Genomic DNA, 13,206 nt, shown 5'->3' on the forward strand with positions numbered 1-13,206 from the left:
ACAAGAATCTATTGAATAAGTTTAGATATGGAATGTATATTAATGAATATTTAACTTTTACGGAGAGATCCGTCTAATTAAACAGAAAGAGTAGCCTTTACGACTACTCTTTTTAAGTAGTATTTCAAATTTAGTTCATACTATGACAGCGTTTTATTGAAACGCAAATGATCGCAAATTTTCGCAGATTAAATGGCTGCGCTATACTTGAGCGATGATATTCTTTGCGTGAATCTGCGATAATCTGCGTTTCAATAATAATATCATATAATTTAGAACGATTACTTACTTTTATTTCTTTGTATATTCATCAGCTTTAGCCTTCATACGTGCCACTCGTTTCTCTGTTTCGGGATGTGAAGAGAATAACTGGCGGAATTTAGACGACTTAGGCGCATCTTCCGACAGTTTGAGTAACTTGCTCAAAGCATTGTGCATGGCATACGGATCAATGTTGTTTTTGATGCAGAACTCAAAACCATAATCATCAGCTTCATTCTCCTGTTTTTGTGAGAATTGTGCTCCTGCCAATGATTCGGCGAGTGCACCCAAATCAGAATCTGTCATTTTGGCTACCGTTTCACTGGCGGCACCCGCAGCATTCTTAGCTGCCGAACGTAAATAGGCGTTTTTCATAGCATCTTTTGAGTCAGTGTGGATGACGTGTCCTATTTCATGGCCAATTACAGACATTACTTCATCATCTGTCATCAGGTCCATCAATCCGGCACAGATACGTACGCTACCGTCACCACAGGCAAATGCATTTACATCTATTACTTCATAAACACCGAAATTTACTTTCAGTCCGTCTACCTCTTTTATATTGCCTACCAGTTTTTCCAGTCTTTTGCCGTATTCACTCTCCGGTGCAGTCAGTGGATTGTGGGTATCCATCCATTGCATATATTCTTTGCTCATAGCAGCTACGTCAGCATCAGACAGGGTGATGGCTTTTGCTGCATCGGCTCCTGCCTGTACAACTTTGCCTACATTGATTTTCTTTCCTCCGATCTTAAACTGAGCCGAAGCACTAAAACTTACTCCACAGATCAGTGCAGCCATTAATACAAATCTTTTTCTCATATAACTTTCTGGTTTTTGATTAATAATATAGTTGATTTTCGTGTTAATATTCAAATGTAATGCCAAGTGTAGGCATCAGTGTACCACTTTTTTGCTCGATATATTTCATTTTGTAACGTTGTTCGGCTATGGGTGCCGACGGGTTTTCAACGACTCCGGTACTCATATATATATCCGGTTGTTTGAAAGTACTTTTTGTTACATTTTGCAGATCAATGTAGAAACCCAGCATACAGCGTTTGAGGTAGAACGTTTTATCTACCCGTACATCTATCTGTCCGAAGGCGGGCAAACGACCTGTGTTATATTTACTGTAATCATAGTAGGGCCTGCCTTGTACATTCCATGCAGTGACTAAAGAAGATTTATCTGTATCATAGGGGGTATAGGGGGCACCTCCGATGCAGCTTGCTTTCATTCCAACGCTCCAGTGGTGTGGGAAGTTGTACGTTCCGCTCAGATTGAAAATGTAGCGGTTGTCCCATGCTGAGGCAATGTATTCACTTTCTTTATTGTTCCGATACTCGCTCTTGAAAAGTGTGAAGGAGGATGCTAAATTTAACTTTTTGGCAATAAGCCACCTCAATAATACTTCTACACCATATGAGCGGCCCTGTGCGGTAGAGGTGAGTTCTTCGTTGCCTATCACTCCATAATCATTACCTTTACAGGCCAGTGGGATGCCGTCTGCCAGGGAGTAAGGGATGCGGTCGTATTCTTTATAGAATCCTTCGGCGGATAGTTCGAAATTACTGCTTGTCTGCCAGCTAAGTCCCAGGCTTCCCTGACTGACGCTCATATAGCGGAGCCGTTCGTTTATCAATTCTCCGCTGTTATCTTTGAATCCGAGTCCGGTGTAAGGAGGCAACTGATAGTATAATCCGGCGCTACCACTGGCATACAACCCGTCTATAAGGCGGTAGGAGAGAGACAAGCGGGGGGAAAACTGCTCGGAAAGTTTATTCATCCGTGACGAATAATTATTGGCATCCGTGCGTACGCCAAGCGATGCGGTGAATCGTTCGTCCGGTGATGCATAACTCATTGTTCCGAATATGCCCCAACGTAGAAGCCCCAGTGCCGTGTGATAGTCGAATGTTTCTCCTTTCTGAATGTAGACACGTTGAAAACTGGTATTGGTGTACTGACTGTAATCCAGATTCAGACCCAGATTCACTTTCCATGCTCCGAAAGTAGAATTGTTTTCCAATCTTAATTTTGTTTCCTGCTCTACAGAACGGAGCCGAAGGGTAAGATTCTCTTCTGTGGATTCGTCATTGTGGAGATATTTGGTATTACGGTTGTTCAAATAGTTGTGACTGATAACCACTGACTGTACGTGTGCTCCTGCATAGTGGCGATAGACGGCTCCCAAAGTAAATGTTTCCTGCTGTATTTTGGGGAGATAGCTTAGTATATATTCTGCTTTCTCACCCTCCAGACTGGTGTTGAGTTTCATGTTGTCAATGCCGGCAAGGCCCAGCACTGTCAGCTCATTGTGTTCATCAAAGCGGGTTTTCAGTTTAAACTGTGCATCTGTAAAAGTTGGGAGGAGAGGCAATCCTAACATATCGAATAAGAATTGCAGATAGGACTGACGAACGGAAACCAGATAAGAAGTCTTATTACCCAGATGTCCGTTGGAGGCAAGCGATACTTCCGAAGCACCGAGGGTAGCTTTCAGAGAGTTCCGTTCCATATCTCCGTCGCGGAGTTTGAAGTCGAGCACCGAACTGAGTGAATTGCCCCGGTCGGCAGGGAAAGCTCCCGTATAGAAATTTACTTCTCTGATAAAATCGGCATTGATAATGCCTACAGGACCACCCGAGGCACCTTGTGTGCTGAAATGATTGATATTCGGTATCTCAACTCCATCCAGATAGAAACGGTTTTCCGAAGGCGAACCACCCCGTACGATGAGATCGTTACGGTATCCGGCAGGCGAGAAGGCTACGCCCGGATACGACTGCACTACACGCGAGATGTCACGATTGGCTCCCGGGCTTTTCTCTATTTCCTGCAACCCGATAATACGTAGTCCTACGGGACTCTCCATGTCACGCCGGAAGGGAGAGGCGGTAATAGTAACGCCCTCCAGCTCGGTCGGGTTTTCTTCCATCTCTATATCAATGTTGAGGTTTCTTGTAGAAAGGATATATTCGGAAGTTAGTGTGGTTTTATATCCTACGGCGGATGCCTGCAAGCGATAAATACCGGGAGGGACATCTTCGATGATGAAATGCCCGATGGAATCTGTTGTGCCTCCCATACTTGTTCCTGTAATTAATACATTGATAAACTCCAACGGTTTCCGACTGGTTTTATCAAAGACCGTTCCCTTGATTTGATGAACCGGCTGTGCTGTTACTGTAGCGAGAAGGCAGAAACAGAACAAGATAAAGAGGTATCGTTTTTTCATTAGCCCGGGTTTGTTTTTTCTGATTTAAATGCAAAATTATATAAAAAATAGTTCGCTTTTTGTTTTTATCCGGTATTTTTGTTTCCTCTTATTAAAGTTGGGTATAATTATGAAGACAGTTCGGTTAATCACATGCAATGATGCCATGCAAGCACATATCTTGCAGGGAGCTCTGGAGAACGAAGGAATAGATTCGTTGTTGCATAATGAAAACTTTTCGTCATTACTGAAGAGCTATGTGAGCAACATCTCCGGTGTGGATATATTTGTCAATGAAGAAGATTATGATCATGCTCTTCAGGTGTTGCGTGACAATCAGAGTCTTCCTGAGGAGTTGAAATATTGTCCGTTTTGCGGTTCGGCGGATATTACATTTAAGTTACGAAAGGATGGATATGTGAAAGCGGCTTGTGCTGTTGTTTTGTCTTTACTGGCCGCCACTCCTCCCGGAGACAATCATTGGACGTATGAATGCAGGCAGTGTAAAGCCTTTTTTGAGAGACCTGTTTCGGCTACGTATAAACAAGATGAGGAATCATAACTTCCATTTAAATATAGAAATTTTAATACGATGAAAAGAAAAAGTTTATTGTTTGCCTGTCTGTTGTTACTGGCACTTCCGTTTTATGCAGCACAGGTAGACACAGTGATGGTGCAAAGTCCTTCTATGAATAAGGAGGTACAAGTAGTGGTAGTCACACCAGACGTTGCTTTGGGGAAGAAGGCCGCAGCGTGTCCGGTGGTTTATCTCCTTCATGGTTTTGGTGGCAATGCCAAGACATGGATTGATACGAAACCGGAGCTTCCGCAGATTGCCGATGAAAAAGGAATTATTTTCGTTTGCCCTGATGGTAAGAACACTTGGTATTGGGACAGTCCGAAGAATAAAGACGTTCGTTATGAAACATTTATCTCCTCAGAACTGATCAAGTATATAGACGGGCATTACAAAACGGTAGCCGCACCTCGTGGGCGGGCCATTACCGGACTTAGTATGGGTGGACACGGTGCGCTTTGGAATGCAATCCGCCACACCGATGTATTTGGTGCTGCCGGAAGTACCAGTGGCGGAGTAGACATCCGACCCTTTCCAAAGAATTGGATGATGCCCGAACAATTGGGTGAAATGGAGACGAATAAGGAGGTGTGGGATCAACATACGGTTATCAATCAGGTAGACAAACTACAGAACGGTGATTTGGCAATGATAATAGATTGCGGAGAAGCCGATTTCTTTTTAGATGTGAATAAGAATCTGCACAAGCGTCTGTTGGAACTGAAGATTGATCATGATTTTATCACTCGTCCGGGAGGACACAACGGGCAATACTGGAATAACTCTATTGATTATCAGATTCTCTTCTTTAGTAAATTCTTTAAGAAACAACTACCGGCAGGGAAGAAATAATGGCTGAAAAGCTTGGTTTTTGCTTTGCAATGTGTTATCTTTGTAAGCGTAATCATAAAGTAGATTCAGTTAGATTACATATAAAGGAGGAAGCAGCCGTTTTCTCCTTTATTTTTTTATATAGGCTATAGAAGCCCTGTAAACAGGGTAGTTAACGGAAGTTTCCTCGGTGTTTTGGTGAGTTTTCTCGGCATGAAACGCTCCATTTCCCGGTATGTTACGATGCATTTCATACTATGTTATGATGCAAATGCTATTGTGTTGCAACGCAACAGGTGTTTTGTTGAGAAATAGCTGCTTTTTAGTTAATAATCAATAAATCTGCTCTTGGCAAGAATTCTAATAAGACGTATATGCGTATTGAACGTAGCGGCTCCAACTACGACCAGATGATACGCTTGTTCTTGCTGTACAGTCAATAATGTATCCATTCTTATCTGCACTATAGCTGTACGTTGTGATTTCGTCACTACCCTCTATGTCCAAACGTCCCGGAAGTATAGGAAGAGGTGCTCCGAGAATATTGGCATATAAAGCTTCTGTGTGAAGAGATAGCGGATAACGTTCTGCCAGAAACAACCAGGGAAGTCGGCTCATTGTATTGGATATACCGGGATAAGCACTATTAGTACTGGCGGTAAATGTATTCTGATAATTGTTTGCACTTTCTAAGATACTCATTGTTCCCTCCTGTAGGAAAGTAATTGCAATCTCAGAATAGGGTTTTCCGTTGATGTTCTCTTTAATTCCAGTGAGAATCCCGTATTCTGAGGTAGAATAGCTAAAGGTATAGGTACGGATATTTCCCCCCGGTTCGTTACGGGTACAGCTCGTTGCACGTCCTTTATCATCCATAATATAGGTTGATTCGTTTCCTGCTTCATCCGTAATTATTACTTTTCCTGATTCATAACTGAGTTGTGTAGTTACAGTATGTGTGTATTTTGCTTCCAACCACAAGTCTGTATAGGTTTGTGTGGTAATGTGTTTCTGCAAGAGTTCGTTGCTAAAGGCAAATTCTTGTTTCGTGGTTACTTCTTCTGAACCACTGCCAGTGGTTTCCGTTACAGTGAGAAGTTTTGTTCTGTTTTCAGTCTCTTCTTCGTCTTTATTGCAGGCAGCTACTAAAGATAGGAGAAGCAATATAGACAAGTAGAGTCGTGTTTGTTTCATGGATTATTGGGTTCTGATTTTATTTTAGTTTTATTCCTCCTTTTACTCTGTAGCCTTGTGAGTGATATACATGTTTAAGCGTACGGGTTTCGGGTTTTTCTTCCGTTGTTCCTTCGTCCGGTTTCGGTTTCTCTTCTTCTTTGGGTGGATATGTGCCGTCAATAATGCCAAGGGCCATACTGAATAATGTCTCTTCTTTATCTCCTAAAGGCAAAAAAGTGACCAGATTCGTTAGGGAAGTTTCATCCACAGTATACTTAGCCGGGAAACTAACTCCACCATGAGATTCTCCGGCAATATTATAAACATCACATACTACCGGATTCAATGACCAACCATGCTTCGGATTAATAAAACTTTCTGTTGCTACTCCCGTAGAAGGTAAGGCTGTGCCGAGAATCTCCCAATCGGCAACCGGATACAAACAGTCATAGAATGTTCCAGCAACTCCGGTAGTAGTGCTACTGGTCAGTATGTATCCTCCTTCGATATTCATATTTACGCCACTGCCTATTAAGTCCGGGTCGAAAAGCAGGCTAAAGTCTTTGTAGGATTGTTTGTCGTTATGCTTTAATTCGGCAAAGATGTGGCCTATTGCCTTCTTGGGAGCCAGTAAAGAAGCCAGTAGCTGGGCACATTCCAATGAACCTCCGGTATTATAACGCAGGTCGAGCACTACTTTGGTTACCCCTGCACTGGCAAATACGTGAGATATCTCGCGAAGTTTATCATTGTATTTCTCTTTCTCAGTAGCAGTGCCTGCTGTGAAGTGATTGTACGCCATATAGCCTACTGTTACCCCTGTAGCGCTGGTCATTATTCTGTAGACAGGAATCGGATCGTCTTCTACCATTCGTTCGGCTCCCATGTTTATGGCTTCGGTTTCTACCACTACTCCTTTATCTTTTTTAGTCTCGCTGTCTTTTTGCAATTCATACTTGCCCAGAGTAAGTTTTAAGGCATTACCCGATTGCAGGAGCTGGGTCTCATTCTTTTTGGTGATGCGTTTATCGTCTACTTTTATAATCCATTCACCACGTTGCAGTTTGGCATCTGCAGCCGGAGATCCAGGAAGCACATTTGTAACTAATGCGTTGTAGAGCGTATCTACTTTTGAATCCTTTATCAATGTATAGTCAAATCCATAATTGGGTAATTCCACTTTGTACAATGTATCTATGTAGGAATAATTCTTATCGAGAGTGGTATAAATTAATTCCTTTAAGAATTGCGCAGGGGCAAGGAAGTATTTGTTGGGAGTCACTGTTGGCATTTCTTCGTACCAAAGATACTCCTGGCGCATCACGCTGTCTATCCAGGTATCCAGTTCTGTTTCTGCCGCATATTCCGGCCAGCGGTCTTCTCCGCACGAGAACAGGGCAGAAGCCATTACTATGAACAGGGTAGGAGTGAGCAGTATGTTTCTTATCTTCATATCTTTATCATCTTTAAGAGTTGCAAATGTAGGAAATACTTCGCTTATCTACCACATTTGTGGTATAAAAATGCCTTTAATGTGTGATAGCCTGTAAATGTTTTCATCCCTATCTTTGCACATATGAATAATATAGCAGCTTTATTATCCGGCGGTGTAGACAGTTCGGTCGTTGTACACCTTCTTTGTGAGCAAGGTTACAAACCGGCTCTTTTTTATATTAAGATAGGCATGGACGGTGCAGAATATATGGATTGTTCTGCCGAGGAAGATATTGAACTTGCCACTGCCACTGCCCGTAAGTATGGTTTGCCCTTCGAAATAGTAGACCTGCATCGAGAGTATTGGGATAATGTGGCAGCCTATGCCATTGATAAAATAAAGAAAGGACAGACCCCGAATCCGGATGTGATGTGCAATAAACTGATTAAGTTTGGGTGCTTTGAGCAGCGCGTAGGCAAAGATTTTGATTTTACCGCTACCGGGCATTACGCCACTACCTTGCAAAAGGATGGCAAAACCTGGCTTGGTACAGCCAAAGATCCGGTAAAAGACCAGACCGACTTTCTTGCACAAATAGACTATCTGCAAGTGTCTAAGCTGATGTTTCCCATTGGGCATCTGATGAAAAATGAAGTTCGGGAGATAGCTCTGAAAGCCGGGCTTCCCAGTGCCCGCCGAAAAGACAGTCAGGGTATTTGCTTTTTGGGAAAGATAGATTACAATGATTTTGTGCGTCGCTTTCTCGGAGAGAAGGAGGGGGCTGTTATAGAATTGGAAACAGGTAAAAAGATTGGTACTCACCGGGGGTATTGGTTTCATACCATCGGGCAACGCAAGGGGCTGGGCTTGAGCGGAGGTCCTTGGTTTGTGATAAAGAAAGATATACAGGATAACATTGTTTATGTGTCTCATGGCTATGGAGTGGAGACACAATTTGGTGAAGAGTTTTCTTTAGGTGATTTTCATTTTATAACCGATAATCCATGGTGGGAGAGAGATGCCCAAGGAGTGGATATTACTTTCAAAATACGCCATACTCCGGAGTTTATCAAAGGAAAGATTTTCAGGGAAGAGGATCGTTATCGTATCCTCTCCTCCGAAAAGCTACAAGGTATTGCTCCCGGACAATTTGGAGTTGTGTATGATGAATCGGCCGGTATATGTATTGGGAGTGGAGAGATTATTTAATTGAAAATTGAAAGTTACTATGCAGCGTGATAGCGGCGCAGTTAACTTTCAATTTTCAACTAATTAAATATAGTATTCCGCCAAGTCCACAATTCCCGCCCGCATCGCATATTTGGTAGCTTCGTGTACATTGTTTACGCCGAGCTTCCGGAATATATTTTTACGGTGACTATTGATAGTATGAAAACTCAGATTCTTTTCGGTTGCAATCTCTTTGGTCGTTTTACCTGACGCTATTTCTTTAAGGATGTTTTTTTCTGTAGTTGTCAGCAGATGATCTTCCTGCGTGTGAGTACCGGAAGAGGTATATTGGCTATTCCCCGAAAGCAACAGGTTGCTGACATGATTGCAAATGAAACGTTCTTTGCGCGAAGCACATTGCAGGGCGGTTAGTATTTCTTCTTTGGAATTATCCTTCATTACCACACCGAATGCCATGCTGCTAAATAGTATCTGACGAAGGAAATCGATACTTAATTCATCAGAGAGCAATAGCCAATCTACTTCTTTGAAGCGCTCGCGCAGTACAATCAATTCATCTGCTCCGGCAAAATCAAACAAGGTATAATCCAAAATCACTACGGCCTGCGGATGCAGGCGTAATTCTCTGATTAATTCTGCTTTATTATCTGCTGTCAGCAGCAGAGATATATCTTTCTGCTTGCTGAGCAGAAACATCATTCCTGCTTTGGTAATGTCCTGATTGTCTGCAATGATATACTCTCTCATACTATATTCCTTTTTATAAGGGTAACCATCGGCTGATATTTCTTTCAGTAGCACTAAACTCTACACCTATTTTTATCAGTTCACGTCCATCTGTCTGGTATGGAATCAGATATCCTCTATCCTCTATTTGCTGTAAGGCTTCTTCGGCTGTGCCATTGAGTTTGAATTCAAAAACATAGATGTATTTGGGAGTTTTTACTACAGCGTCTGCCCGTCCGCGTGCACTGCGTACTTCAACGTCAGTAAACTGTCCCATTAGTTTAAAGACAAGATAGAACACTACTTGGTAATGACGTTCGGTTTTATCGTTCAATTCATAAGGGAAATCAGCAAAGAAGGCTTGCAGTCGGGTGAGGAAGGAGTTATAATCACCAGTTTCCAATTCCCGAACAAACTTACCTACGTAAAAACCGCGTTCATCATCTACCACTGATGTATAATAAGGTATTAGAAAATCTAAAAAACTATATCGTACTTCATCATTTGGAAATTCCAACAGGTAGTTACTAAAACGATTATCATAGTCTTTTATCGTCAGATAGCCGCTTTGGTATATCAATGGAATAGGGTTATTGGCATCTACTCTGTATTCCGTAAATGAAGAGGCAGAGGCTTCTACTCCGTCAATCAATGTACGCAGATCGTACTCGCTCTTCTGTAGCAGTTCCACAAGGAAGGTAGGAGTACCTGTCTGAAACCAGTAATTACTGAATTTATATCCGTCAAAAACGTTGAGAACACTAAAAGGGTTGAATACTCCTTCTGTAAACTCGCAGAAATGATAGCCGTCATACAAAGCTTTCATCTTATGAAGCGTCTCTTCCGGAGTTAGTTGATTCGTTTCTGCCAGTTTCTGGAGTTCCGGAGTAAAAGTATCGATCAGTTCTTGCTTAGTAATGCCACATACTGTAGCATACTGAGGCTTCATGCTAATATCATTTAGTTGGTTCAGGTCACTGAATACACTTACTTGTGCAAACTTCGTCACTCCGGTGAGGAAAACAAAACGCAAATAGCGGTCGTAACTTTTAAGTACACCATAAAAGGCTTTTAGCGTCTGGCGGTAATTATCCAGCAAAGACATATTGTTCAGTGCTTGTAGCAAAGGCTTGTCATATTCGTCTACGAGTACCACTACACCGCATCCCGCTTGCTCACTGGCACGGCTAATGACATAGCCAAATCGTTCTTCGGGGCTACGATCTTTTTTCTCATTGCCATACATACATTCCCATTTCTCCAAATGTTGGTTGAGTATAGCAACTAAATCGTCGGGCGTTTCATATTTCTTGGCATTTAAGTCCAGATGAAGTACCGGGTATTGTTTCCATTCTGTCTCTATTTGTTCAATAGCAAGCCCTTCAAACAATTCCTTTTTCCCTTTGAAGTAAGACTCAAAGGTAGAAAGCAACAAGCTTTTACCAAAGCGGCGGGGGCGGCTCAGAAAATAGGGCTTTCCTGTATTTGCTATTCTCCACACAAAAGCAGTCTTATCTACATATAGGTAATCATCTCTACGAATATCTTCAAAAGTCTGTATCCCGATAGGGAGTTTACGCAATGCACTGTTCATAGTTATTTTTTTATTTATTGACCATTCAAAGATACTCATTATTTCCATAAACCATTTCCTGCTTGGGCTAAATTTAAAATACAATAGTAAGCATACAAAATTGGTTTATTGATAATCTGTGTTTGTAAATAGTAAATGGATTAAGGTAATGTGTTGATAATCAATGCTTATAAAAGTGTACGCTCTTGTATAACTAAAGTGTACATTCTTGTAGTGCAAGGTTGTACACTTATGCATAATATGATTGTACACTTTTGCAATCTCTCTTCATTTAATGAATACAGATAGCTTAAATTACACAGATTTTAATAAAACAGAATAGGGTGATAAATAGAAACGATCCATTATCACCCTATAATATTATGACTCTATAACTTTATGTTACATCATCTTTTTACCAGGAACGTCCTTTGAATACGTCTGACTGATCCAATGGTACAATATTACCGCTCAGTGTAATTGTATTGTTGTTGAAGTTCGGGTTTACAGTAACAGTGGCATTATTACCTCCATTGGTCAGTGAAATGAATATCTGAGCTGAAATTCCGATACCCTGTACACTAAATGAACAGTTAACATTACCCTTTTTGTCCGTTGTAATTTTCATATCCGATGCGTTACCGTCTACTGTTACACCACCAATTCCGTTAGGACCGGGGTATGGAGTATTGAAAGCAACCTGTACAGTAGATTTCTGACCATTCATCATCACAAAGTTTGTAGTCGTTGATACAAAAGCACTCTGTCCGTTACGGAAGATCACCTGATCGGCTTCGAGCACGAACTGTTTGTTTTTCAGTGCTTGTACAGCCTGCTGATAAGCTACTGCGTCGGCTACTTGTTCTTCTGCTTTCAGTCTTGCTCTTTCTGCGTCTCTTTGTGCTTTACGATCGGCGCGACGTACGGCTCTTTCTGATTCCTGTGCATACATCATGGTAGATGCACTTACCAATACTAATGCTAATAATGCAATAAACTTTTTCATAACTTTTTTTTGTTTAGGTTTAATAACGTTGTTCGTTATTGCAAAAACAACATATAGCAAAGATTGTTCATGAACGTTTCACAATTTTATGAAGTAGTTAAGTTTGTCTATCAGGGGCAAGTAGTTTAGTGGTTATCACTTCATTAGTAGTTAAGAAGTGGATAACCTTGCCACTTGACTCCTGATTAATTCACACATCAATACCTGTGAATGTTTTCAGGGCATACCCTATAAGAAAGCTTATTCCGGCCACACTGAAACTGAGTACGGCCATTTCCATAAAACGTTTTCGGAAACTTTCACCACGTGCCACCGAGTAGTAATAATTGAACAATGCTATAATAATAAGTGCCATAGCCAACATTACTCCCAATGCTATCAGTACATTGCTGATTAAAATGAAAGGAGCTACCAGTGCAACTACCGTAATGATATAGGCAATACCTGTGTAAATGGCTGCCTTTGCCGGATGTTTGCTCTTATCACCTTCCGATTTGGTAGACAGGTATTCCGATGATGCCATAGACAGTGCAGCAGCAATACCGGTAATACTTCCTGTCAGTGCTATCAGTTTATGGTCACTCAGTGCCAGAGTGAAACCTGCTAATGCTCCGGTAAACTCTACCAAAGCATCATTTAGTCCCAGTACCACAGAACCCATATACTCCAACCGTTCTTCGTTTATCAACCCGATGAGCTTTTCTTCGTGTATCTCTTCTTCGCATGACAAACGCTGCAAATCCTCACATTCCGTATACCGGGCATAGTCCTGATGGGCACTGTTTTCGCTGGATTCCATAAGTTTAATGGCAAATGTGATACCCAGGATGCGCGCTAACCAGTAGTATTTGGCAATACGCCAGCGGTTGGGCTTCACTTCGGTATTCGTATACTTTTTGAGTGTATAGTAATGGGCTTTCTCTTCGGCGGAGATCAAGCGTAGTACCTTGCTGTTGGATGTGTTTTTTTCAATAGAAGCCAGTCGGTCGTACACAATACTTTCAGTATACTCATTTCGCTGGAAACGAATAAACTTCTCGAGATCTTTTGAGGTTAAATTCATGTTATTTTATTTCTATATTTTAGCTTTCGGGCAAAGGTACTACAAATAGACTAAATGTATTCTCTATCTGTTAGTATAGCAATAAAATTTATTAAAAATTTGCGCTCTGTTGGATTTTTGATAGTACATTTGATCATTAATTGA

At 41.5% G+C, this 13,206-nt stretch carries 11 protein-coding genes; 3 read left to right on the top strand and 8 right to left on the bottom strand.

What is annotated here, in order from left to right:
- Positions 1-291: 291 nt before the first annotated feature.
- Together K8P02_RS04025 and K8P02_RS04030 are read right to left on the bottom strand one after the other, a co-directional pair.
- Positions 292-1,086 carry a M48 family metallopeptidase gene (locus K8P02_RS04025; RefSeq protein ID WP_025866890.1) on the bottom strand — a complete coding sequence of 265 codons (795 nt, stop codon included), beginning with the start codon at positions 1,084-1,086 and terminating at the stop codon, positions 292-294.
- A 43-nt stretch (positions 1,087-1,129) separates the two neighbouring features.
- Positions 1,130-3,505: a TonB-dependent receptor gene (locus K8P02_RS04030; RefSeq protein WP_223382042.1), complete on the bottom strand. Its 2,376-nt coding sequence runs from the start codon at positions 3,503-3,505 to the stop codon at positions 1,130-1,132.
- Between the two features lie 109 nt (positions 3,506-3,614).
- On the opposite strand from K8P02_RS04030, the gene K8P02_RS04035 reads away from it, so the two are divergent.
- Entirely contained in the window at positions 3,615-4,046 is a 432-nt protein-coding gene (locus K8P02_RS04035) for a putative signal transducing protein (RefSeq protein ID WP_025866889.1), read from the top strand.
- 30 nt (positions 4,047-4,076) lie between these two features.
- Positions 4,077-4,913 carry an alpha/beta hydrolase gene (locus K8P02_RS04040; protein ID WP_025866888.1) on the top strand — a complete coding sequence of 279 codons (837 nt, stop codon included), beginning with the start codon at positions 4,077-4,079 and terminating at the stop codon, positions 4,911-4,913.
- 339 nt (positions 4,914-5,252) lie between these two features.
- On the opposite strand, the gene K8P02_RS04045 is transcribed toward K8P02_RS04040, so the two are convergent.
- Together K8P02_RS04045 and K8P02_RS04050 are read right to left on the bottom strand one after the other, a co-directional pair.
- The gene (locus K8P02_RS04045; RefSeq protein WP_025866886.1) at positions 5,253-6,086 is read right to left on the bottom strand and encodes a DUF4595 domain-containing protein; all 834 of its coding nucleotides are present in this window, start codon (positions 6,084-6,086) and stop codon (positions 5,253-5,255) included.
- Positions 6,087-6,105: 19 nt separating this feature from the next.
- A complete protein-coding gene (locus K8P02_RS04050) occupies positions 6,106-7,521 on the bottom strand; it encodes a S41 family peptidase (protein WP_025866885.1) in 1,416 nt (471 codons plus the stop codon).
- Positions 7,522-7,644: 123 nt separating this feature from the next.
- On the opposite strand from K8P02_RS04050, the gene mnmA reads away from it, so the two are divergent.
- Positions 7,645-8,712, top strand: a complete 1,068-nt coding sequence (gene mnmA, locus K8P02_RS04055) for a tRNA 2-thiouridine(34) synthase MnmA (protein WP_025866884.1) — start codon at positions 7,645-7,647, stop codon at positions 8,710-8,712.
- A gap of 63 nt (positions 8,713-8,775) precedes the next feature.
- Here the strand turns inward: mnmA and K8P02_RS04060 are convergent, their stop codons facing one another.
- The 4 genes from K8P02_RS04060 to K8P02_RS04075 all read right to left on the bottom strand — a co-directional run bounded on the left by K8P02_RS04060 (position 8,776) and on the right by K8P02_RS04075 (position 13,062).
- The gene (locus K8P02_RS04060) at positions 8,776-9,441 is read right to left on the bottom strand and encodes a response regulator transcription factor (RefSeq protein ID WP_025866883.1); all 666 of its coding nucleotides are present in this window, start codon (positions 9,439-9,441) and stop codon (positions 8,776-8,778) included.
- Positions 9,442-9,454: 13 nt separating this feature from the next.
- On the bottom strand, positions 9,455-11,014 hold the full coding sequence (locus K8P02_RS04065; protein ID WP_025866882.1) for an ATP-binding protein: 1,560 nt from the start codon (positions 11,012-11,014) through the stop codon (positions 9,455-9,457).
- A 394-nt stretch (positions 11,015-11,408) separates the two neighbouring features.
- On the bottom strand, positions 11,409-11,999 hold the full coding sequence (locus tag K8P02_RS04070; RefSeq protein WP_002561860.1) for a DUF4251 domain-containing protein: 591 nt from the start codon (positions 11,997-11,999) through the stop codon (positions 11,409-11,411).
- A gap of 190 nt (positions 12,000-12,189) precedes the next feature.
- Positions 12,190-13,062, bottom strand: coding sequence for a VIT1/CCC1 transporter family protein (locus K8P02_RS04075; protein WP_002561859.1), 873 nt, complete (start codon positions 13,060-13,062; stop codon positions 12,190-12,192).
- Positions 13,063-13,206: the final 144 nt, after the last annotated feature.

The organism is Bacteroides nordii, assembly GCF_019930665.1.
GTDB classification, from domain to species: domain Bacteria; phylum Bacteroidota; class Bacteroidia; order Bacteroidales; family Bacteroidaceae; genus Bacteroides; species Bacteroides nordii.

Excerpts from the sequence above, each read along its gene's own strand:
- K8P02_RS04060 (WP_025866883.1), bottom strand. The coding sequence starts at position 9,441 with ATGAGAGAGTATATCATTGCAGACAATCAGGACATTACCAAAGCAGGA.
- K8P02_RS04025 (WP_025866890.1), bottom strand. The coding sequence starts at position 1,086 with ATGAGAAAAAGATTTGTATTAATGGCTGCACTGATCTGTGGAGTAAGT.
- K8P02_RS04035 (WP_025866889.1), top strand. The coding sequence starts at position 3,615 with ATGAAGACAGTTCGGTTAATCACATGCAATGATGCCATGCAAGCACAT.
- K8P02_RS04040 (WP_025866888.1), top strand. The coding sequence starts at position 4,077 with ATGAAAAGAAAAAGTTTATTGTTTGCCTGTCTGTTGTTACTGGCACTT.
- K8P02_RS04050 (WP_025866885.1), bottom strand. The coding sequence starts at position 7,521 with ATGAAGATAAGAAACATACTGCTCACTCCTACCCTGTTCATAGTAATG.
- K8P02_RS04030 (WP_223382042.1), bottom strand. The coding sequence starts at position 3,505 with ATGAAAAAACGATACCTCTTTATCTTGTTCTGTTTCTGCCTTCTCGCT.
- K8P02_RS04045 (WP_025866886.1), bottom strand. The coding sequence starts at position 6,086 with ATGAAACAAACACGACTCTACTTGTCTATATTGCTTCTCCTATCTTTA.
- mnmA (WP_025866884.1), top strand. The coding sequence starts at position 7,645 with ATGAATAATATAGCAGCTTTATTATCCGGCGGTGTAGACAGTTCGGTC.
- K8P02_RS04070 (WP_002561860.1), bottom strand. The coding sequence starts at position 11,999 with ATGAAAAAGTTTATTGCATTATTAGCATTAGTATTGGTAAGTGCATCT.
- K8P02_RS04065 (WP_025866882.1), bottom strand. The coding sequence starts at position 11,014 with ATGAACAGTGCATTGCGTAAACTCCCTATCGGGATACAGACTTTTGAA.
- K8P02_RS04075 (WP_002561859.1), bottom strand. The coding sequence starts at position 13,062 with ATGAATTTAACCTCAAAAGATCTCGAGAAGTTTATTCGTTTCCAGCGA.